General features: G+C 32.8%; 11 protein-coding genes and 1 pseudogene. 9 read left to right on the plus strand and 3 right to left on the minus strand.

Features of this window, described 5'->3' with window-relative positions:
* Positions 1–1,643: 1,643 nt before the first annotated feature.
* Positions 1,644–3,947, plus strand: a pseudogene (mrcB, locus tag HACICURV3402_RS02030) (bifunctional glycosyl transferase/transpeptidase); the annotation flags it as partial.
* Positions 3,948–7,666: 3,719 nt separating this feature from the next.
* Here the strand turns inward: mrcB and udk are convergent.
* The 3 genes from udk to ptsI all read right to left on the minus strand — a co-directional run bounded on the left by udk (position 7,667) and on the right by ptsI (position 11,842).
* Positions 7,667–8,311, minus strand: a complete 645-nt coding sequence (gene udk, locus HACICURV3402_RS02035; RefSeq protein ID WP_157992681.1) for a uridine kinase — start codon at positions 8,309–8,311, stop codon at positions 7,667–7,669.
* Positions 8,312–8,617: 306 nt separating this feature from the next.
* The gene (pdxY, locus tag HACICURV3402_RS02040; RefSeq protein WP_157992682.1) at positions 8,618–9,490 is read right to left on the minus strand and encodes a pyridoxal kinase; all 873 of its coding nucleotides are present in this window, start codon (positions 9,488–9,490) and stop codon (positions 8,618–8,620) included.
* 636 nt (positions 9,491–10,126) lie between these two features.
* A complete protein-coding gene (gene ptsI, locus HACICURV3402_RS02045; protein WP_157992683.1) occupies positions 10,127–11,842 on the minus strand; it encodes a phosphoenolpyruvate-protein phosphotransferase PtsI in 1,716 nt (571 codons plus the stop codon).
* A gap of 1,661 nt (positions 11,843–13,503) precedes the next feature.
* Between ptsI and secE the strand changes: the two genes are divergently transcribed.
* The 8 genes from secE to rpoC all read left to right on the plus strand — a co-directional run bounded on the left by secE (position 13,504) and on the right by rpoC (position 25,858).
* The gene (secE, locus tag HACICURV3402_RS02050; protein WP_157992684.1) at positions 13,504–13,890 is read left to right on the plus strand and encodes a preprotein translocase subunit SecE; all 387 of its coding nucleotides are present in this window, start codon (positions 13,504–13,506) and stop codon (positions 13,888–13,890) included.
* A 1-nt stretch (position 13,891) separates the two neighbouring features.
* Positions 13,892–14,437 (plus strand): transcription termination/antitermination protein NusG, encoded by a 546-nt coding sequence (gene nusG, locus HACICURV3402_RS02055; RefSeq protein ID WP_157992685.1) that lies wholly within the window; start codon positions 13,892–13,894, stop codon positions 14,435–14,437.
* Positions 14,438–14,665: 228 nt separating this feature from the next.
* The gene (rplK, locus tag HACICURV3402_RS02060) at positions 14,666–15,094 is read left to right on the plus strand and encodes a 50S ribosomal protein L11 (protein WP_157992686.1); all 429 of its coding nucleotides are present in this window, start codon (positions 14,666–14,668) and stop codon (positions 15,092–15,094) included.
* A gap of 2 nt (positions 15,095–15,096) precedes the next feature.
* Positions 15,097–15,801, plus strand: a complete 705-nt coding sequence (rplA, locus tag HACICURV3402_RS02065) for a 50S ribosomal protein L1 (protein ID WP_157992687.1) — start codon at positions 15,097–15,099, stop codon at positions 15,799–15,801.
* 436 nt (positions 15,802–16,237) lie between these two features.
* Positions 16,238–16,741 (plus strand): 50S ribosomal protein L10, encoded by a 504-nt coding sequence (rplJ, locus tag HACICURV3402_RS02070; RefSeq protein WP_157992688.1) that lies wholly within the window; start codon positions 16,238–16,240, stop codon positions 16,739–16,741.
* Positions 16,742–16,808: 67 nt separating this feature from the next.
* Positions 16,809–17,177 carry a 50S ribosomal protein L7/L12 gene (gene rplL, locus HACICURV3402_RS02075; protein ID WP_157992689.1) on the plus strand — a complete coding sequence of 123 codons (369 nt, stop codon included), beginning with the start codon at positions 16,809–16,811 and terminating at the stop codon, positions 17,175–17,177.
* A 330-nt stretch (positions 17,178–17,507) separates the two neighbouring features.
* The gene (gene rpoB, locus HACICURV3402_RS02080; RefSeq protein WP_157992690.1) at positions 17,508–21,539 is read left to right on the plus strand and encodes a DNA-directed RNA polymerase subunit beta; all 4,032 of its coding nucleotides are present in this window, start codon (positions 17,508–17,510) and stop codon (positions 21,537–21,539) included.
* 83 nt (positions 21,540–21,622) lie between these two features.
* Complete coding sequence (gene rpoC, locus HACICURV3402_RS02085) at positions 21,623–25,858, plus strand: DNA-directed RNA polymerase subunit beta' (RefSeq protein WP_157992691.1); 4,236 nt, start codon at positions 21,623–21,625, stop codon at positions 25,856–25,858.
* Positions 25,859–25,912: the final 54 nt, after the last annotated feature.

The raw sequence follows: 25,912 nt of genomic DNA on the forward strand, positions 1-25,912 counted from the left end.
ATTTATCTCTAGTTATCTAATAAATTAAAATAAAAGGTTCTATTGATTAACTTTCAATACAATATGTAATAATAACATATTACATGACACAAGCATCTTATTAATAAATCAGAGAATATCTTATAGCTTATAAAGCCATCTATAGTCATAGGCTAATAGAAATTACACTCAAAAAAATAATATAATAAAATATTATATGATATTTTACCACTCTACGAAGATAACTCATTTTATACTTTTATATAGGAGTTAATCTCTTAGAAACTTCATATTGCATATAAAATTAATGGTTATATATGGTATATAATCATTAATTTTATAGTTATTTTTTTAAAAGAAACATAATTTAGAACAGTTTATCTCTAAAGAAAATTTTTTTATTAAATATTGTATTATATATATTATGTTTTTTAAATCAAATTAAAAAATTATTGATTCATAAATATGTATTTATATACAGACAAACACATAACAGACCTGTTAACAAACATTATAAATATTCTACAAATAAACAAGATTACTTAAAAAGTAAAAACCATTATATTTGATAATTCTATTATCACATGTTATATAAGTCTAGTTAAATCAAAAATAATAAAATCAAGAATATACTAATCTTTATCCATGCAATAGATCCTAATCTATATACTAAAGAATATACAATTAGACTTGTATGTATATGCTTAAACTCATAAAACTTTTATCCTTTGAAACAGATTATTCAAAACTTTATAAATCTCTATAAACTTAAAATTTAAATAATATTTACAACAAATTACAGAGTCACTTCTTCATAGTATATCCTTCAATACAAACACCTTACAAATATAATAGAATATTTAATCTAATTATTTTTAATCATGCATAAATATTTCATAAATCCAATACATTAAAATCCAATATAATACGATAAACAGATAATCAAAAAACTATGTAATCTATTTTCTACAATAAATATTGTATCATTATACTTTCCAAATCAATAAAACATCCATCCTATGGCTATAATCTATCGTTTTATCATACATATAACAATACTGCTGTAATATCAAAAAACCAAACATATCAGATTTAATTGTCACCATCATGAATACTACTAATCAATAAATACAATTAACTAATTTTATAGTGCAAGAAGTCTTTCCTTTTAATCTATAAATCTAGGAACCTTGATCATATTAAAAAATCACACACCACTATAGAAAAATCTCATTACATTATCCACAAGAGACATATTATCATATGATAAAACTTTGAATATATATTTATATATAAACTTATTCGAACTCTAGGATATGATTTTTAATATCATAATCACTGTATCTCTGTACATCGATATCTAAAAAATAAGATCATAACATCACTAAATAAGAAAAGCAGGTGTAATTATCTTTGAATTAGAATTAAAACTCAATAGTGACTATATCTCTTACTATAATTCTTTCAATCACCAAAATTACGCTAATGATTAAATTTTAATTGAATATAAAAAGAATAATTAGTCAACAAATAAAACAGAGAGAAAAAATTATTTTTATACAATATAACAAAATCATAAGAAAAAATAAAAACACTCTAGATCTAGATTAGAAAAGAGATGCATATATATAATGAAAAATACAAAAATTATGCTCAATATACATAAAAAAAATAGATGGATTAAATTAATAATCAATAGTTTTTGTATCATTCTTATAGTCATAACTATATACGGATATTGGCTTGATAGCCAAATTCGCACTCGAATTGATGGCAAGGTATGGCAACTACCAGCCGCAGTCTATGGTCGAGTAATCACTCTTGAACCACATTCTTTCTACTCTAAAAAAGAAATTATCAAACTCTTAAGAGGAGCTCAGTATCGCCAAGTGACAAACATTATGTCTTCTGGTGAGTTTTCCATCAAAGATAAAAACATTGAAATAATACGTCGCACGTTTAACTTCCCCGACAAAAAAGAACTGCAAATACATGCGATTCTGACTTTTAAAAATAATTACTTAGATGAAATTAAAAATTTTGAAAATGGACGCAACTTTGAATTTTTACGTTTAGATCCACGTTTAATTACTTTACTACAATCACCCAACGGTGAACAGCGCTTATTTGTAGAGCGAAAAAATTTTCCAAATCTTCTAGTAAATGCATTGCTCACAACTGAAGATCGTGGCTTCTATCAACACTGTGGAGTTAATATCAGATCAATTGGTCGCGCCTTATTTATAAATCTTATGGCCGGTCATGCAGTACAGGGAGGAAGCACTCTCACTCAACAACTTGTAAAAAACTTATTTCTCACAAATCAACGCTCTCTTTGGCGTAAAATCAACGAAGCTTATATGGCTATTATTTTAGAGGCACGTTATAAAAAAGATCGAATCCTTGAACTATATCTTAATGAAGTCTACTTGGGACAGGCTGGCAATGATCAACTAAGAGGATTCCCAGTAGCAAGTTTATACTATTTTGGCCGTCCGGTAAATGAATTAAGTCTAGATCAACAAACCTTACTAGTCGGCATGGTTAAAGGAGCTTCGCTTTATAATCCTTGGCGTCATCCGCAGCTCACATTAAAACGTCGAAACTTTCTATTACATTTACTAGCACAGAAGAACATCATAAACCAAGATATTTATGAACGATTCATCTCCCGCCCTTTAGGTATTCTACCTAAAGGCGGTGTGGTTACACCGCAACCAGCATTTATGCAAATGGTACGCAATGAAATACATGCTAATATAGGAGATAAAATTCAGGATCTATCTGGATTACAAATTTTTACTACGCTCGACCCCGTTTCTCAATATGCCGCTGAAAAATCAGTAGAAAAAGAAATAGCTCTACTTCGAAAAAAACAAGGCATACAGGATCTAGAAACTGCAATGATAATTGTAGACCGATTTAGTGGTGAAGTACGAGCCATGGTTGGAGGATCTGATCCACAATTTGCAGGATATAATCGAGTATTGCAAGCAAGGCGATCCATAGGTTCACTTGCAAAACCAGCAATCTACTTAACTGCTTTATGCCATCCTAATCTCTATGGACTTAATACATGGATTTCTGATCACCCTTTATCTCTAAAACAAAAAAATGGAACCATTTGGCAACCAAAAAATGACTCAGGATATTTTAGTGATCGCATTATGCTAATTGATGCCCTAACTAACTCACTCAATGTCCCTGCAGTTACTCTTGGAATGCAACTTGGGCTTACATCCATAATAGATACATGGACTCGTCTTGGTGCCCCAATAAACCAATTACAACCTGTCCCATCTATCCTTCTAGGAGCTTTAAACTTAACACCAATTGAAGTAGCACAAACCTTTCAGACTATTGCCAGCGGTGGCAATCGTGCGCTATTATCATCTCTCCGATCAGTAATTTCTGCAGAAGGTAACATTCTTTACGAAAGTTTTCCACAATTAAAACAAACGGTACCAAGTCAAGCAGCTTATTTAACATTATATGCAATACAACAAGTAGTCAATCGTGGTACAGCAGTATCATTAGGCGCTCAATTCCCTCATTCTCAATTAGCAGGAAAAACTGGTACCACTAATAATTTAGTAGACAGCTGGTTTGCAGGTATCGATGGAAAATCTGTTACAATTACATGGATTGGACGCGATAACAATCAACCTACTCGCTTATACGGTGAAAATGGTGCGATGCGATTATATCAACGCTATCTTGAATATCATGAACCCATGCCCCTTGAATTACAATTACCACACAATATTCAATTAATGAATATTAATTTTTCCGGTACTTGGATATGTAATAATAAAACAGCGTGGCGCATTCTTCCAGTGTGGACTGAAGAAGAAAGACCCCTGTGTCACAAGACAAAAGAAGAAAAAACAAAACACACCACAAGTCACAAAAAAGTCATCAACTGGTTCAAAAATATATGGAAACAGGTAATAAATATTTCTAAATAAAAAAAATTATATAATATCGCCAAGAAACTAAAACTCGTACTTTATATATATCAGCTAATATTATAATGACGGAACAAATCATCTAGACGAAACTACCATGAATACAAAATGAGATAAATAATAATCTAGATTTAATCTATCACAGTGTAGAATATTAATAACCATTAACAAGAGTATGGAATACAATAACTCTTTCTTTTATTAATCAATTATTAAAAATACTTTATAATATGACATTCAAAACTACTTTACATTAAATTTATATATCTAATAAAAATTTACTGAATAAATAAAACTATTCTCTTGTAATAAAAAAATAAATAATTTATTTAACCATTTAGATCAAATTTAATAAAAATCTTTAATCATATTCATGTTAAATAATTTTATTAATAAAAATCAATGGTACTTTATTCATACTAATCTTACATACCACAATCATAACCAGACACAAACTAATAAAAAATATGTTCTATAAAAAAGAATCTTAATATATCAATACATAATATATTTTAATAAACTAGACTAGATACTCTAACCATATTAAAGTATATATTTTTACTATTATTACTCAAATCACATCAATTGATCTTTACAAAATAACCTAAACCATGATTTTAATTTCTTATTAAAATTAATAGTTTTCATATGAAACATTACATAATAAGAAAGAATCATCTTATCAATATACCGAATAACTTTCAAGAATACACTATCGTCAGTTACTCATATCACTATAATTTAAAATTATTATGATTTCTTTTATAACAAAGTCTATATAGCTCTAAACTAAACAATATAAAAAAACAATATAAAAAATATAATAAAAAAATAATTTTCTAAAATAACATAAATAACTATGAATATAATAATACTATAATTGATAAACTAAGAATTATATGCACACATAATGTAACTTATTCATTAATTTTTTTAAAAAACTAAAATATCTCTATAGTAAATAATTAAAAAAATTAAAAATGTTATAAATATCTCTCACTATAGATAAGAGATTAAGTAATCAATCAAACCATATATTACATATAAAACATCTCTTTAACTTCATAATTAAATACTCCAATCATTAAATGCTCCACCATAGTTATGGTGAAACATTTCAATATAGAACGTAAATAGAAAGACTCAGCATAGAAATCTAACTATATCATCTATTATCTAAATAATGAATATAAAACATACACGATATAAACCATATCTATACAATAAATACATTATTCCTGCAAACATTGACAGAAATGTAGACACTGTTTTCATTTTCTGCATTACTACTATGTCTGTATTTTTTAAGAAAGATCTCATAATATCATTACTAAACTGCTATTGGTAGAATACCAATCTAATCCGCTCAGCACGCATTTAATTCTTTACCTTTCCTATCTCTGAAAAACATAAATCGCCAATAATTTACATTCTCTCTCAAGAACTAAATAATAATATACGTTAAATATAATATTACTGATCTTAATAAAAAATATATCATTAAAAATAATATTTTATTCTATACAAGACGTAATAGACACTCTTATTTAACTATCTATTCACTAAATAGATAGCATTTAATGTACTAAAAAACCTAATTATATTAATCTAACATTCTTTTTAAGAAAGTATAGATTATATGTTTTTTAATAAAAACCTCATAAAAAATATGAAAAACCAATCATTTTCAATAATATGAATTATTTTAATGAAAAAATAATTTTACAAATCAATATGTATACGTAATAGTTTTACAGATCAATCTTTATGAATAAATTTATGATAAATAGATTCTAATAATCAACCATGAGACCTTAATAATCATAAATAATCATCATGCGAAAAAAGAACCTCTAAACACAATTATAACAGATTGACCATAAATTATACGAATTTTTGAGAAGAGTGGTAGAAAACTAGGTGAGATAACTTTTTTTCATAAAAAATAATAAAAATATTATCTTTTATTTAGAGAAATACATAAATCATTTATCATATCCGCTCTTATCTTAGAATGATTATTATCTAAAAATTATTATAATTTACAAATGCGCTCTCTATAAATAAATCATCTTTTATCAGAGAATAAATTAATAAAATATTAACATTAAGTAAAATCATTATTTATCATAATTAAACTTAAGTCTCTTGAATAAATTTCAAGACTAACTAACACGACTATATTATGTAATCATTTATTTCTTGAATATAAAATCTAATGTAATCATTTATTTCTTGAATATAAAATCTATATAATTATTAATATTATATATTCTAATACATAAAAACTATTTTTATATTAAAAATATAAGAAAAATACCATACTACAACTATATGATAAAATATTAAATATATTTAATTCATTCTGAATCACTTATAATTCTATAGCATAGTCTATAGAAAAGAAAATGTCAATTTAAATGCAAAACTTATAAAATATATCTTTCTTATTTGATTACAAAAAAAATTAATATAATCTTAAAATCTCTTATTAATAATAAAACTTATTTCAGATAATAATATAAAGACTAATATAATATCATATTAATATTTTATCCAATTATAATAATATAGTTCTTATTAATAAATAATCAATTTATATTAATATTTTATATTAATATAATGAATTATCAATTCTATATATTAGTCAACATAAGACAAACAATATTACTCATAAATTATTTTTTATTTTAATGAAAGATAGTAACAAAAATAAATATATCCAACATTCATTGTTATACTATTTATTATAATTATAAGTAGAAATTAATACTATAATCATATCTAATAAGTACACAAAAAAAATTATACTAACACTTACATTCATTTAATTAAATATGTTAATTAAAATTAAACAATCCGAGTAATGTTCTTATACCATAACAGTATATAACAATCAATGAGTATAATATGTATAGATTCATATATTGTATAATACATATTTAAAATTTACTAAAAATATAGTATCTTTATCTCTTAAAAACAATATACAATAATTTAAATCAAGAAAATTTCTTATTATTCTGAAAGAATTAAATCTTAATAAATCTCTTTTCTTTTGTCTTTTTATAAAAAGACAATATATTCAACTGTACACGCATCTTTAGCAAAACAACTTGAAATAAACGTCAATTCCTAATAGATATTAAAATATAAATATTCATATTATCACAATTAATATTGATTTCATCATCACTATCTCTTCGATCCGAAAGAAATCATTAATAAATCCTTCCACTACCGATACTTAGGATAAAGGTTGGTCATCCAAAATATTACTACAAAAACTAACTACTATACAAAACAAAATTTAATAGAATAAATATTCTGTAGAATCAAAATTAAAAATAATCATCATTCTCTTATAATACCAAACCGAATCAACCAGTCTTAATATAGCTAATCAGTATAGATAGCGCATTTCTTCTATGAGCTAGAATATTGAAAACTATATATCTAAAAACTATCTATTCTATCCTAGATAATTATTCAACAAATCTTTTTAATAAAAAGAGTCTGCATTCATATTCGATAACTATGAATACAAAAAATTAAATTTTAAAAAATACTCAACCTTCTGCCGAACCAACAGATTAAAAAATAAAAGTTTTCTGTGTGCCTTGAATACTTTAAGCCATAAAGCAACCTTTATAGATCGTAAAATAAAATGAACATTATCAAATTATTTCATTGATTCGCTCTTACGTATTTTAAATAGATTATTCAAAAAATTGATTAATTTTTGCTTTTAAAATATCAATAGCAATACGATTTTTCCCTCCTCGTGGTACAATGATATCAGCATATTGTTTACAGGGTTCAATAAATTGCAAGAACATGGGTCTTACGGTCTCCTGGTATTGAGCTATTACTGAATCCATAGAACGACCTCGCTGATTTACATCACGCTGAATACGACGCATAAGGCAAATATCAAGAGGTGTATCAACAAAAATAGAAAAATTCATTTCTTTTCGCAATTTAATATTAGTTAAAAGAAGGATTCCTTCAAGAATAATAACCTTTTTAGGTTTTATATGAAGCGTTTGGCCAGTACGAGTATGTTCAACATAACTGTATATCGGAAGATTAATTGGATGCCCTGATTTTAAAATTTGTAGATGCTCTAAAAGCAAACTGTGGTCCATGGAATTGGGATGATCATAATTAGTTTTAACTCGTTCCACCATAGTAAGGTGCCCCTGGTCTCTATAATAAGCATCCTCAGGAATGACACCAATATTATCATCACCAAAACGAGCTCGAACTTCATGATACAATGTACTAGCAATCAGGCTCTTTCCCGAGGCAGATGCGCCTGCAATACCTATGATGACGCACTGATGATGCAACTGTTCAATCATATCTTAACGACCTGAACTTAAGACCATATTAACGGGTAAGTGCTCCATCTAGGTTTCTAGATATTTAAAAATATAGCAACCACTAATTCAGAATATAATAAAGCCAGGTAAACTGATATCCGAAATAGTACTCCTATAGTATAACGCTACCGCCATCCAAAAACACTAGGTGATCCGAACGCATGAGGTCTAATCTTACTTCATGCTCTATACTAGCTATAAGTAAATTCATGTGTGATAAATATCAATACATCTAGTCTAGTCTTTAAGAACGTATTAAACACGCCTCCTTTCACACATGAAGTTTTATAACAACAAAGCCTTTACAGCAGTAAAATTTATCGTTGGTTCAACAATATCTTGTTGTTCTACAACTAACTGTAGCTCACAATCACCCATGTGATACGTTTGTAGAATAACTGTATACAAATCTTCTGCAACGCGCCCCATCGCACTCTTTAGATAAAAAGAATAAAGAAGATTGACAAACAACATACTGTTAGTCAAGTCATCCATTCCCGCTAGTTCATAGAAACCAAAATCGATTAATGCTCGAGAAATATGCCATATTTGATCTGCACTGACTAACAACACCTCTAATTGATCTCTATAGAACCCTTCTGGAGATAACTTCTTTATAAAAAAAATTTTTATACCCTGAAAAATACAAACATGATCTACAGTAATAGCCTCATGAACATTTTTTACCCTACATTGACTACTCAATATTTCCAAATAAAGAAAATTAGGTACAACAATATCACTTTTCAATAGTGATCCTTTTGTATGAAACTGTTCGATACCAGATTCGACAACACATTCCTGTTGAGTACGACCTATTACTTGGTCACAAAAATACCAAGCCTTATGGTTAGCTTCTTTGACCACGCGCACACTCTCTAGTATTGCCTCTTGCTGTTCCACAGAGCCAAAACATCCACTTAGTACTGCGCCACAAGTTTCTAACCAATTAATATCACTAATTCGACACACAATATCTATTGGATGATCTTTAGGCATTATTGATATAAGCCAATAACCATATTGAATATAATTAGACAGTTGCACAGTATTTAATGGCCACACTTTTGCGCCGAGCTGCCACATGAGGAATAGCGCTGCAGTATTGCCTGCATAATCAAAAACCGCATGAGACTGAATGGAAAAAATATTTTTCATTACATTTTAACCCCTGATACGAGTCTGGTAAAACTCAATTATTAATGGGCTAATTAGTAGATTGACTTTTTCTTTTCTAAATTTTCCCACATGAGGTAAAGTGCAAGAAGTTCTTAAGCATGATTAATACAGCCTAATTCAATATATAAGAGAAATTGATTCTACATACGATCTTAAAGAAATTGGTTCTCACATTATTTAAATACATACAATAATTATCTTATCACCAATGTTTAATTAACACGAATATTAGATTTTTTCTTTTAGATTAGATTATAGAATCTAATTAATTTACTTTTAATACCCTATAGATTTAACCCTTATCCATATAGCATAATCATATACAGTTTTGATTCAATTGTTGCCTGTTTAACATCTAGAAATCATTCATCATTTCTATAATTATCGTTTAAATATTGAGGAAGTAAAAATCATGTTTCGTTTTTAGATTATTACATACTAAACAAAAATAATACCTATCGTTATTGCATAAATAAAAACTCACAAAAACTACCTACATGCTATTATGTAAACACTCAGTCTATACTAATTTAGAAAAACTCACTATGGCTTATTCATAGAACGAATTTATAACACTATATTTAATAAAAAATTATATCACCCTTGTCCAAAAAATTATTCTTTAAGAAATTGATCAACTAGTTGTACTAATTCTTCCGCCGTTGGTTTCATTAACGCTTTCTCTGCTAAAACCTGAGCCTCTTTAAATTGAGTACTACGAATAAGTTTCTTAATAGGTGGAATCGCAATAGAGCTCATGCTAAACTCATCTAATCCCATACCTAATAACAATAAAGTGGCATGTACGTCTCCTGCTAATTCACCACACATTCCTGTCCATTTTCCTTCAGAATGAGCAGAATCGATCACCTGTTTGATTAATATCAAAATAGATGGAGATATAGGATTATAAAGATGGGAGATCAAATTATTACCGCGGTCTACAGCTAAAGTATACTGAGTTAAATCATTTGTTCCAATACTAAAGAAATCAACCTCTTTGGCTAAATGGTGAGCAATTACCGCAGAAGCAGGCGTCTCTACCATAATACCAATTTCAATTGTCTCATTAAAATCCTTTCTTTCTTTACGAAGCTGAACCTTTAAAATCTCTATCTGCTCTTTCAGAAAACGAACTTCTTCCACAGAAATAATCATAGGGAACATAACTCGCAATGTACCAAAAACGGAGGCACGCAAAATAGCACGTAATTGAGCATGTAAGATTTCTGTACGATCCATACCTATACGAATAGCGCGCCAACCTAGACAAGGATTAGCTTCATGAGGAAGATGCATATATGGTAAATCTTTATCACCACCAATATCCATTGTCCGTAAAATTACACCCTGATCTCCTACTGTTTTTGCTACAGATTTATAAGCCTGAAACTGCTCTTCTTCACTCGGTAACGAATCTCTATCCATAAATAAAAACTCTGTACGATAAAGTCCAACACCTTCTGCCCCATAACGGTCTATACCTATAATATCACGCCCAGTCCCAATATTAGCGCTTAACTTAACCCGATGACCATCTAAGGTAATCGCCGGAAGATTTTTTAATTGCCCCAACTCATTTTTTTCAAGAGCATATTGGTGAGCTAAAATCTTAAATTCCGCAATTTTTTCCTCAGATGGATTAATGTAAACCTTATTATTAATTGCATCTAAAATCAAAAAATCATCATTTTTAACCTTACTCGTAATGTTTCCCGTTCCGACAATAGCTGGTAATCCTAGTGAACGAGCCATGATTGAAGTATGTGAAGTTCTGCCCCCAGTGTCAGTAATAAAACCTAAAACTTTTTTCAAATTAAGCTGTGCTGTTTCTGACGGAGTTAGATCTTTAGCAACTAACAATACTTCTTCATTAATGGCACTGAAATCTATAATATGTAAACCAAGAATATTTTTCAATAAACGCTTTCCAATATCACGTATGTCAGATGCACGCTCTTTTAAATATTCATCATCCAACTCTTCTAGCGCTTTGGCTTGAGAATTAATTATAGTAAAAACAGCTGCATCTGCAGTGTATAATTCTTCTTTAATTAAAGATACAACATCCTTTTCTAGCTCTTCATCTTCTAAAAGCATTAGATGTCCTTCAAATATTTCTTCTTTCTCTTCTCCACAAGTTTGACTGGCTTGGATTGCAATACTTTTAAGCTGTTCAGTAGCCTTCTGACGTCCATCTAAAAATCTTTGAATTTCCTTGTCTTTTTGCTCAGAAGAAATCTTCTGATGATTAATAATAATTTCCTCTTCTCGTAGAAGAAGAGCTTTTCCAAAAGCTATATTTGGTGACGCTAAAATACCTGAAATCATAATCTCTACCTTTATCTTCTAATCATTTTCTAAAGAAATAAACAATGCGGAACTGTATTAATATTTTTTATTAACACATCAAATAAATAAAGTTAATTAATCTCTTAATTTTTCTGAAATATTTTTCCAGTTACGTATAAGTAACAATTACTAGTACTCTTTAATTAATATTCAATACTGTCTTTAAGACAGGATCTAATATGTAGGCCTATATACCAATCCCACTCTATTATTTAATGTAATAGTTACTATCTAATATTCTAAAGTCTATTATATCTCTTATCATCCAACTCTCAGATCAACGAAGCTATCTAATATATAATCCAATAATTAGTTATTTCATAGAATTAGTTATTTCATAGAATATTGAATAAGTTATCGTATCTCTCTTATAGTTAGTATTGGATTATAAATGGTAATATATAACATAAATTATAGTAGCGTTTATGCATCATTAATCTTGTAAACACAGTTTAAAATTCATAATAAGCTATATAAATTACACAAAATCACTAAAAATATTATTTTTAGTATAACCCAATCTCATTAATTTGTTGACTTGCAATAAAGTTTCTCTCATCACAAAATTAATTTTCAAATTACAACATATTTAACCATTATCAATAATATATTGTTATAGTTAAACTAATTAATTTTAAAACATAAAATCTAAAAACATATCTAGATACAGAATAGATACTGAAAAATTATATTAAATATAGGATATTTTTATTTTACTACTCAATACTAGGATATCGATAGATATATAAATCAGACTCAAAATCAAGTCTGACAATGGATAAAATAAAAAAAACCGCATGAAAATGTTTTGAATTTAACTGATAATCTAAGCGATTTTATCGCCTTAAGTCTTTTGATTCAACCTTCTGCTCTCAAGAAATCTATCCTAATTATTAGGCATACTTACCCTTGAGTTATCAAGGGTGTTATTGCAAATAACTCTTTAATATTTTTTTCCAAAAATAATTTTCCAAAAATAAAAAGAAACAACAAAGTATTGCGCATGACAATGATCCAACAAGAGAAAAAATAAACCTAAATAACACGTATCATTCATTAATTCATATTAATAACCTAAATAATCCGATAAATCCGCATTAATTTCATAATCCCAACTCAAATATGAAGCTTCATTCTTTGGAATTAAATACAGAAAAATTATAAGACCCACATCGTATCATACTTCAATTAGTATATACCTAATCGATATTCTATGTTTTATTAGATAGACGAATCTTTCACAATCTAAACCATTCATATTTCTTAAATTAATTTTATAGATATCACCTACTCTCAATAGATAGATATAATCTATAAATAATTATGTTATATTTAAATAATATTACAAAATTATTTTAAAAGAGTATTTAAGACCCATCATAAATAGGCTACAATATAATTCTGGTAAACAAGAATCTCACTATCAGAGTAACAAGCACTATAAAACTTCATTTCTCTTAAATAAAGAGAATATTGCAATAATTAAAGAGAATATTGCAATTTAATTTGAACAATCTAAAAAAAAGAACAGCTCTTTAGAATATAAATACATAATTAAGGTTACTTAGAAGATCTATAAATTACAAAATCAATATTTCTTTAATTTATATTGCAGTAATGTTTGATTTAAAGGTTCGTTTATGAATGCATATTTTACTGGAACAAAACAAAAACAACGCTGGTTAGAAGTAAGTAAATGGATAAGCATCATATTTTGTTTTCTCATCGCTATAATAGGAAATATTTGGTTTTCTAATACCCCTGCATATCTACGAATATTTGCGATACTTTTTTTATTAACTACAGCAACTAGCCTTTTCCGATTAACAGAAAAAGGAAAAATAGCTATAGACTATATCTATCAAGCGCATAGAGAAATAAAAAAAATTACTTGGCCGTCTCTTAACGAGACGTTGCATACAACATTAATTGTTAGTGGAGCAACTGCCGTAATGTCACTTATTCTATGGGGACTTGATAATCTACTGGTCCGCGTCATATCATTTATTACTGGCCTGAGGTTTTGAGATGTCTGAAACTCCTAACAAACGCTGGTACGTTGTTCAAGCGTTTTCCGGATTCGAAAGTCGCGTAGCCCAATCTCTACGTGAATATATTAAATTACATAGCATGGAAACACTATTTGGGGATATCATGGTTCCTACCGAAGAAGTAGTTGAAATCCGTCGTGGTCAGCGTCGTAAAAGCGAACGAAAGTTTTTCCCTGGATATGTATTGGTACAAATGGCAATGAACGATGCAAGTTGGCATCTCGTACGTAGCGTTCCTAGAGTCATGGGTTTTATTGGAGGTACCTCAGATCGTCCAGCGCCAATCAGCTTTAAGGAAGCTGATGCAATTATGGGACTATTGCAGCAAGCAGGAGATAAGCCGCGTCCAAAAACACTCTTCGAACCAGGTGAGATGGTCCGTGTTAATGACGGTCCTTTTTCCGATTTTAATGGTGTGGTAGAAGAAGTTGATTATGAGAAAAGTCGTCTAACAGTATCCGTATCTATCTTTGGTCGCGCAACGCCAGTGGAACTAGATTTTGCTCAAGTTGAAAAGGGTTAATATATTTTCCCTCGTTCAACTCATATATAATTATTACACGATTATATATAAATTATGTGATAATACATTAAAATCCACTCTTTTCAGACTTAAATATCCATAAATTGAAAGATATAATATAATTACTCTAATTCAACATCAATTATCTTTAATAATTATTTAAGATAATAAATAAAAATTAGTTATACAGAAACAAATAAATATGATCACCTTGCTTGAGGTATTATTATGGCTAAAAAAGTACAAACCTACGTTAAACTACAGGTTGCAGCGGGTATGGCAAACCCTAGCCCGCCCGTAGGTCCAGCTCTTGGACAAAGAGGTGTGAATATTATGGAATTCTGCAAAGCATTTAATGCAAAAACAGATTCTTTTGAAAAAGGGCTACCCATTCCAGTTATTATTACAGTTTATAGTGATCGTTCCTTTACGTTTATCACTAAAAGCCCTCCATCAGCCACTCTTCTAAAAAAAGCAACCGGGGTAGTATCTGGTTCTGGAAAACCAAACCAACAAAAAATCGGTACATTATCACGCTCAAAGCTACGTGAGATAGCTGAGATTAAATATGAAGACATGACAGGATCTAACATTGAAGCAATGACGCGTTCTATTGAAGGAACTGCTCGTTCTATAGGCCTAGTCATAGAGGACTAAAAATGGCTAATCTAAGCAAACGCATGCGAAAAATTTCTGAAAACATTGACCGAACTAAACCATATGAGATAAATGAAGCTCTAGTCCTCCTGAAAAAACTAGCAGTTGTTAAATTCATAGAAAGTGTTGATGTAGCAGTTAAATTAGGCATTGATCCACGTAAGTCTGACCAGAATATCCGCGGGTCCACTATCTTACCTTATGGTACTGGTCGCATTACACGCGTAGCGGTATTTACTCAAGGAACTAATGTTCAAGCCGCGATAGAAGAAGGTGCGGAATTAGTAGGATTAGAAGATCTTGCGGCAAAAGTGAAAAAAGGCGAGATGAACTTTGATGTCGTTATTGCATCTTCAGATACAATGCATATTGTTAGCCAATTAGGCCACATACTTGGACCACGAGGTCTTATGCCTAACCTAAAAGTAGGCACTATAACAGATCATATTAGAGAAGCAGTAAGAAATGCTAAATCAGGTCAAGTTCGTTATCGTAACGACAAAAACGGGATTATCCATAGCACTATTGGTAAAATTAATTTTGATATACATCACTTAAAAACAAATTTAGAATATCTATTAATCTCTCTTAAAAAAGCCAAACCACCTCAATCAAAAGGTATGTTTATCAAAAAAATTAGCATCTCGACTACCATGGGAACCTGTGTTACATTAGATCAAGCTAGTCTAAAAGACTCCGCTAACTAATCTTTTTCTTTACCAAAGAAAAAGATTTGCCTAAAATCTATCTATGAAATACTTTAAATAGATATGAAAATACTAACCCACTTATAAGAGTTTATATTAATTGATAATTAAATATTTACCTTACAAGTAACTAATTCAAACCTTGTCAATATCTCACTAAATCGATAAGTTATACTAAATAAAACTATTAAATTACGACACATCCAATCTTAACATTTTAGATTTTAAATGCTTTCCTTGTCAAAAAGAAAGGCTACATATGCATCGGAGACTGTGTTTTTAACATACTTGTTGCCAGAAATACTGAGAAGATCAAAAACAGTTTTAACCCCTATGTGGAATTCAAATTACCATAAATTATATATCTACCTAACATAAGGAAAGTGAGCGAAAGAAAGCCTCTGTGAATTCCAGAATAATCCAGGAGCAAAAGATAATGGCCTTAAATATTCAAGATAAAAAAACAATTGTTACTGAAGTCAATAATATAGCTAAAAGCGCATTATCTGCAGTAACAGCAAATACCTGCGGAATAAGTGTCAATAAAATTAACGAACTTCGTAAATCAGGTCGAGAAGCTAACGTCTATATACGTGTTATACGCAATACCTTGTTACGCCGTAGTATTAAAGACACGCAGTTTGAGTGTTTAAACACAACATTGACTGGACCAACTTTAATTGCATATTCTATGGAACATCCTGGCACAGCTGCTCGTTTGTTTAAGGCATTCGCTAAAACCAATGTTAATTTTAAAATTAAAGACTCAGCCTTTGAAAACGAACTAATAAACTCAGATCTTATTGATCGATTAGCAAATCTACCTACTTACCATGAAGCGATTATACGATTAGTAATCACGATAAAAGAGGCCACTGCCGGAAAACTATTACGTACTTTTGTTGCCTTACGCAACCAAAAGGAAGCTAATAGTTCTTAAAGTAACAGGCTTATTGTTTCTCTTATTTGCTTACGTAACAACCACTGTCTGAACTCAGGAAAATACAATGTTAATTACTAAAGAACAAATCATTGAAGGGGTTGCAGCATTATCTGTAATGGAAATAGTGGAACTTATCTCTGCTATGGAGGAAAAATTTGGTATATCAGCTACATCTTACGCTATGACCAATCCTACTTCTGATGTTGAAGAGGTAGAAGAAAAAACAGAATTTGATGTCATACTGCAATCTATTGGTACCAACAAGATAGCTGTAATAAAAGCAGTGCGAAGCGCTACTGGCTTAGGTCTTAAAGAAGCTAAAGATCTCGTGGAGTCCGCTCCGGCTACATTAAAAGAAGGAATCAGTAAAGACGACGCAGCTTCATTGAAAAAACTATTAGAAACAGCTGGTGCAACTATAGAAATAAAATAAAAAATATAATTTGTAAGAAATGGCTATATTTTGATTCGAAATTATCAGTTCAACTGATAATTACTAAAGGATATAATAACCATGTTCTTAACTCATACAAGATCAAAAAAGATGGAAACTATTTAATTAGTGACTTACTTAAGATCTTTCTCTGACTCGGATGCTACGAATTCAGATAGAACAACACCATTATTGCATCAGAGAAAGAAAATAGTAGGACCAATATCGACCTACCATTCATATTATTCTTATTTAAATAGCATGGAATAACTGTCCTCCCCATTTAAATGGGCAGAGAGGTTCTATTGTTCAGCAAACTGAGGAACCCTAATGGTTTACTCCTATACCGAGAAAAAACGTATTCGTAAAGATTTTGGAAAGCGTCCAGAAGTACTGGAAATTCCCTATCTTCTTTCTATTCAGCTGAATTCGTTCCGAAAATTTATTGAGCGAGATCCAGAAGGGCAATACGGTCTAGATGCAGCATTCCGTTCAATATTCCCGATACAAAGTTATAGCGCTCATGCAGAACTCCAATATGTCAGCTATTTCTTAGGTGATCCTATCTTTGATGTTAAAGAATGTCAGATTCGTGGCATTACATTTTTTGCTCCTCTACGCGTAAAACTACGTCTAGTAATATACGAGAGGGAAGCACCAGAAGGAACAGTTAAGGACATTAAAGAACAAGAAGTATATATGGGGGAAATTCCCCTAATGACTGACAATGGAACTTTTATTATCAACGGAACAGAACGTGTTATTGTATCTCAATTACATCGCAGTCCTGGAGTATTCTTTGATAGTGACAAAGGAAAAACTCACTCATCAGGCAAGGTTCTCTATAATGCTAGAATTATCCCATATCGTGGCTCATGGTTAGACTTTGAGTTCGATCCAAAAGATAATTTATTCGTGCGTATTGATCGACGAAGAAAGCTACCTGCAACAATTATTTTACGTGCACTTAATTATACAACTGAACAAATTCTGGATCTATTTTTTGAAAAAGTTATATATCATATTAGAAACAACAGACTACAAATGGAACTCGTTCCAGGACGACTTCGTGGTGAAACAGCTTCATTTGATATTGAAGCAAATGGAACAATCTACGTTGAGAAAGGTCGTCGCATTACAGCACGACATATTAGACAATTAGAAAAAGACGCCATTTCTTACATCACAGTACCCATGGAGTATATTGCTGGGAAAGTAGCCGCAAAAGACTATATTGATCATGATACTGGAGAGCTCTTTATCGAAGCTAATATGGAGCTATCACTAGATCTAATAAATAGATTAATCCAGTCTAACCATACACAACTCGAAACATTATTCACTAATGATTTAGATCATGGCCCATATATCTCCGAAGTCATACGCATTGATCCTACAACAGATCGCCTTAGTGCTCTTGTTGAGATTTATCGCATGATGAGACCAGGTGAACCACCGACTCGCGAGGCGGCTGAAAATCTATTTGAAAATCTCTTCTTTTCTGAAGAACGCTATGACCTTTCTGCAGTTGGTCGTATGAAATTTAATCGTTCATTACAACGAAATGAAATTACAGGTTCTGGTATATTAAGTAAAGACGACATTATTCAAGTCATGAAAAAACTTATTAGTATACGAAATGGTATTGGCGAAATAGATGATATTGATCATCTAGGAAATCGTCGTATTCGTTCTGTTGGAGAAATGGCAGAAAACCAATTTCGTGTTGGTTTAGTACGTGTAGAGCGGGCGGTGAAAGAGCGTCTATCCCTAGGAGATTTAGACACTCTCATGCCTCAAGATATGATTAACGCTAAACCAATCTCTGCTGCTGTTAGAGAATTTTTTGGTTCAAGTCAACTATCTCAATTTATGGATCAGAATAATCCACTTTCTGAAATTACACATAAACGTCGTATCTCTGCATTAGGTCCAGGTGGTCTGACACGCGAACGGGCAGGCTTTGAAGTAAGAGATGTTCATCCAACACACTACGGTCGCGTTTGTCCCATTGAGACCCCTGAGGGGCCAAATATAGGTCTAATTAACTCACTATCTGTTTATGCACAAACTAACGAATACGGTTTTTTAGAAACGCCATACCGACGAGTAAAGAACGGCATTGTAACCAATGAAATCCATTATCTCTCTGCTATTGAAGAAGGTCATTATGTTATTGCACAGGCTAATACCAATCTCAATCAATCAGGTCATATTATTGAAGATCTAGTCACATGCCGTAATAAAGGTGAATCTAGTTTATTTAATCGCGCGCAGATTGACTATATGGATGTCTCAACCCAACAAGTCGTTTCTGTTGGTGCATCCTTAATCCCGTTTCTCGAACATGATGATGCTAACCGAGCATTAATGGGAGCAAATATGCAACGTCAAGCAGTGCCAACGCTACGCGCTGATAAGCCATTGGTTGGAACTGGGATGGAGCGCGCTGTAGCCGTCGACTCTGGCGTAACCTCTGTTGCAAAACGAAGTGGTATCGTTCAATATGTAGATGCAGCCCGTATTGTCATAAAAGTAAATGAAAGTGAAATGTATCCGAACGAAGCTGGTATCGATATTTATAATCTAACTAAGTACACACGATCAAATCAAAACACCTGCATCAATCAACGACCATGCGTTCAGCTTGGTGAAAAAATTCAAAAAAATGATGTTCTAGCAGATGGACCTGCAACTGACCTTGGTGAGCTCGCATTAGGTCAAAATATGCGGGTCGCTTTTATGCCTTGGAATGGATACAATTTTGAAGATTCCATATTAATATCGGAACGCGTTGTTCAAGAAGATCGTTTCACTACTATTCATATTCAAGAACTAGCCTGTATTTCACGTGACACAAAACTAGGTCCAGAAGAGATCACCTCTGATATCCCTAATGTTGGCGAAGCTGCTCTCTCTAAGCTAGACGAGTCAGGTATTGTATATATCGGTGCCGAAGTAAAAGGGGGAGACATTCTTGTTGGAAAGGTAACTCCAAAAGGCGAAACTCAACTTACACCAGAAGAAAAGCTCCTACGAGCGATTTTTGGAGAGAAAGCCTCTGATGTCAAAGATTCTTCTTTACGAGTTCCAAATGGAGTGACAGGAACTGTAATCGATGTTCAAATTTTTACACGCGATGGCGTAGAAAAGGATAAACGCGCTTTAGAAATTGAAGAACTACAGCTCAAAGAAGCAAAAAAGGATTTATCCGAACAAGTTAAAATTCTTGAAACTAGTCTGTTTAACCGTATTTATTACCTACTCCTCTCTAGTGGCATTAAAGAAGAAAGGCTTAAAACTCTTCCTCGATCTCGATGGCTAGAAATTGACCTAATAAATGAAGAAAAACAAAATCAATTAGAACAACTGGTCGGACAATACAATGAACTAAAAAGTGCATTCGAGCAAAAACTGGATACAAAAAAACGAAAAATCACACAAGGTGATGATCTGGCACCAGGAATATTAAAAATTGCTAAAGTATATCTAGCAGTTAAACGTCAAATTCAGCCAGGTGATAAAATGGCTGGTCGTCATGGTAACAAAGGGGTTATCTCTAAAATTAATCCGATAGAAGACATGCCTTACGATGAGAATGGTATACCAGTTGATATAGTTCTAAATCCGTTAGGCGTCCCATCACGCATGAATATTGGTCAAATCCTAGAAACCCATTTAGGTATGGCTGCCAAAGGCATTGGCAAAAAAATCAGCTTCCTTCTGCAACAGAAAGAAGGGTTATCTAGTCTTCGTGCATTTATTCAACGCGCCTACGATCTCGGTGCTCATGTTCGGCAAAAAGTTGACCTACAAACCTTTAGTGATGATGAAGTTCTATCATTAGCCGAAAATCTTAAAAATGGCATGCCTATTGCTACTCCAGTTTTTGATGGCGCACAAGAAAGTGAAATCAAAGAATTATTAAAACTTGGCGACTTGCCTTCTTCTGGTCAAATTACCTTGTTTGATGGACGTACTGGTGAAGCATTTGAACGTCAAGTTACCGTAGGATACATGTACATGCTAAAGCTAAATCATCTTGTTGATGATAAAATGCATGCTCGTTCAACCGGTTCCTATAGTTTAGTTACTCAGCAACCTTTAGGTGGTAAAGCTCAATTTGGCGGGCAACGTTTTGGCGAGATGGAAGTATGGGCCTTGGAAGCATATGGAGCTTCATATACTTTGCAGGAAATGCTCACTGTTAAATCTGACGACGTGAATGGTCGAACTAAAATGTATAAAAATATTGTTGATGGACATCATCAGATGGAACCGGGAATGCCAGAATCTTTCAATGTACTTTTAAAAGAGATTCGTTCTCTCGCTATCAATATCGAGCTAGAAGATGATGAATAGATACTGATATCTATTTTATCTGTCACAGGAATTTCAGATCACCTCTGACATCCTACAAAGTCTTACCTGAGGGGAGCTAATGAGTGAAAGAATTAATGAAATTTTTGAAAGCACAAACTAAAACCGAAGAGTTTGATGCAATCAAAATTGCTTTGGCATCACCAGAAATGATACGTTTATGGTCTTTCGGTGAAGTTAAAAAACCGGAAACTATTAACTATAGAACGTTCAAACCAGAACGAGATGGGCTTTTTTGCGCACGTATTTTTGGACCAGTAAAAGACTATGAATGTTTATGTGGTAAATATAAACGCCTTAAACATCGTGGTGTCATTTGTGAAAAATGTGGCGTTGAAGTCACTCAGACTAAAGTACGTCGCGAGCGCATGGGACATATTGAGCTAGCCTCCCCAACCGCGCATATTTGGTTCTTAAAATCTCTACCATCCCGAATTGGCTTACTACTCGACATGCCATTACGTGATATTGAAAGAGTTTTGTACTTTGAGTCCTATGTAGTTATTGAAAATGGTATGACCAGTCTTGATAAAAACCAACTCTTAACCGAAGAACAGTATCTTGATGCCTTAGAAGAATTCGGTGATGAATTTGACGCTAAAATAGGAGCTGAGGCAATCCAAAACATATTAAAAAATATGGATTTAGAACAAGAATGTGAAAAAATACGTGACGAACTAAATGAAACTAACTCGGAAACTAAACGTAAAAAAATAACTAAGCGCATTAAATTACTTGAGTCATTCATACAGTCTGGTAACAAACCGGAATGGATGATATTGAATGTCCTTCCAGTTCTACCACCTGATTTACGCCCCTTAGTTCCATTAGATGGTGGTCGTTTTGCAACTTCAGATTTAAACGATTTATATCGTCGTGTAATTAATCGTAATAACCGATTAAAACGATTATTAGATTTAGCAGCACCAGATATTATTGTTCGTAATGAAAAACGCATGCTGCAAGAAGCAGTTGATGCATTGCTTGATAATGGCCGTAGAGGTCGTGCAATCACTGGATCGAACAAACGCCCACTAAAATCGTTAGCTGATATGATTAAAGGTAAACAAGGACGCTTCCGTCAAAATTTACTAGGTAAACGCGTTGACTATTCTGGTCGCTCAGTAATCACTGTAGGCCCCTATCTTCATCTACACCAATGCGGGCTTCCAAAAAAAATGGCACTAGAATTATTTAAACCATTTATATATGGAAAGCTAGAACTGCGTGGTCTTGCCACTACTATTAAAGCAGCTAAAAAAATGGTTGAACGAGAAGAATTAGTAGTTTGGGATATCTTGGATGAAGTGATCCGAGAACATCCCGTTCTTTTAAACCGTGCTCCAACTCTCCATCGTCTAGGTATTCAGGCATTTGAACCCGTTCTTATAGAAGGTAAAGCAATACAGCTTCACCCATTAGTCTGTGCAGCATACAATGCAGATTTTGATGGAGACCAAATGGCCGTCCATGTTCCTCTAACAATGGAAGCTCAGCTCGAGGCACGAGTTCTAATGATGTCAACCAATAACATTCTATCTCCTGCGAATGGAGAACCCATTATTGTACCTTCTCAGGATGTTGTTTTGGGGCTATACTACATGACCCGTGATTGCGTTAATGCCAAAGGTGAAGGAATGCTTCTTGGTAGCTCTAAAGAAGCTGAGCGCGTATATCGTGCTGGACTTGCCTCTCTACACGCCCGAGTAAAAGTGCGTATCACTGAAAATGAAAAAAATGAACTAGGTCAATGGGTGCCTAAAACTAATATTATAGACACCACTATTGGACGCGCCATACTTTGGATGATAGTACCAAAGGGTCTCCCTTACGCAATTATCAATCAAGTCTTGGGTAAAAAAGCTATTTCTAAAATGTTAAATACTTGTTACCGCATCTTAGGACTCAAGGCTACTGTAATCTTTGCCGACCAAACCATGTACACTGGTTTTGCCTATGCAGCTCGCTCAGGTACATCAGTAGGTATAGATGACATGGTAATTCCTGAAAATAAAATTGAAATCATTAGTCAAGCCGAATCAGAAGTAGCAGAAATCCAAAATCAGTTTCAGTCTGGATTAGTAACTGCCGGGGAGCGTTATAATAAAGTAATTGATATTTGGGCTGCAGCTAATGAGCGTGTTGCTCAAGCCATGATGGAAAACCTCTCTACTGAAGTAGTGATAAACCGAAATGGTACAGAAGAAAGACAAGTATCATTTAATAATATATTTATGATGGCCGACTCTGGGGCGCGAGGTTCTGCAGCACAAATTCGTCAGTTAGCTGGAATGAGAGGACTAATGGCCAAACCAGATGGATCTATCATTGAAACACCTATTACTGCTAATTTTCGTGAAGGATTAAATGTACTTCAATACTTTATTTCTACGCACGGAGCGCGAAAAGGTCTGGCCGATACTGCTCTGAAAACTGCTAACTCTGGCTACCTTACACGCCGACTAGTGGATGTAGCTCAAGATTTAGTGGTAACTGAAGATGACTGCAAAACACGTGCTGGAGTGATGATGATGCCAATTATTGAAGGAGGTGATGTCAAAGAACCTCTGAGAGAGAGAGTTCTAGGTCGCGTAACGGCAGAAGACGTTTTAAAACCTGGTACAATGGACATCCTCTTACCGAGAAATACCCTTCTTCATGAGCAAGAATGTGATTTATTAGAAGAAAATTCAGTAGACAGCCTGACAGTTAGATCAGTGGTGAGCTGTGAAACTGATTTTGGCGTATGTGCACACTGTTACGGACGTGATCTCGCCAGAGGACATATCATAAATAAAGGGGAAGCTATTGGAGTAATCGCAGCGCAATCCATTGGTGAGCCAGGAACTCAACTTACCATGCGAACTTTCCATATTGGCGGAGCTGCATCTCGTGCAGCGTTAGAATCAAGCATTCAGATACAAAATCAAGGACAACTCAAGCTAATAAATGCCAAATCAGTCACTAACTCTTCAGGTAAGATAGTTATTACTTCGCGTAATACAGAACTAAAACTAATTGACATCTTTGGGCGAACCAAAGAAAGCTATAAAATTCCTTATGGCGCTACTATGATTAAGGGTGCCGGAGAAAACGTCACTGCAGGAGAAATAGTAGCCAACTGGGATCCGCACACCATGCCGGTAATCACCGAAGTCAGTGGTTTTATTCATTTTACAGATATGGTTGATGGACAAACCATTACTCGTCAAACAGATGACCTGACAGGACTTTCTTCACTTGTAATTCTAGATAATGCTGAACGCACTGCAGGGGGAAAAGATCTACGGCCAGCACTCAAAGTAATTAATAGTCATGGTGAGGATGTAATGATTCCAGGGTCTGATATGCCTGCTCAATATTTTCTTCCAGGAAAAGCTATTGTTCATTTAGAAGATGGGATGAAAATAAGCGCAGGTGATACCCTAGCGCGCGTACCACAGGAATCTGGCGGTACCAAAGATATTACAGGTGGATTGCCTCGCGTAGCCGATCTTTTTGAAGCACGTCGACCCAAAGAACCAGCTCTCTTGGCTGAAATTAGTGGTATTATTTCCTTTGGTAAAGAGACTAAAGGAAAAAGACGTCTTGTTATTACACCCATCGACGGTAGCGAACCTTATGAAGAAATGATCCCAAAATGGAGACAACTAAATGTCTTTGAAGGTGAGCGTGTAGAGCGTGGTGACGTAGTTTCAGATGGTCCTGAGTCACCCCATGACATTCTTCGCTTGCGCGGTGTACATGCAGTCACTCGCTATATAACTAATGAAGTTCAAGAAGTTTATCGCTTACAAGGAGTTAAGATTAATGATAAACATATTGAAGTAATCATTAGGCAAATGTTACGTAAAGCAACCATTCAAAACACAGGTAGCTCTGACTTTTTGCTTGGTGAGCAGGTTGAATTTTCACGCATAAGCATATGCAATCGAAATCTTGAAGCTAATGGGAAAACCGCCGCTACCTATGTCCGGAACTTGCTCGGCATCACCAAAGCTTCCTTAGCCACCGAATCTTTTGTCTCAGCGGCATCATTCCAGGAAACTACTCGAGTACTAACTGAAGCTTCTGTAGCAGGAAAAAATGATGAATTGCGAGGACTCAAAGAAAATGTTATCGTAGGACGCTTAATACCAGCGGGCACTGGATATGCATATCATAAATCCCGTATTCGACGAAAATCATCAGATACCATAAGGTCTGCTGAAAAACAAGCGCTCACAGCAGATGAAGCTTCGGCCAGCCTATCTGAATTACTAAATGCTAATCTTAGTAAAGTTAGCACTAAAACATTATAACAATTATTTTAATGGGTAGTTACTTAATATATTTGAGCCCTTTTATGGCTCAAA

The sequence above is a fragment of the Candidatus Erwinia haradaeae genome (assembly GCF_900698925.1).
GTDB lineage: Bacteria > Pseudomonadota > Gammaproteobacteria > Enterobacterales > Enterobacteriaceae > Erwinia_E > Erwinia_E haradaeae_I.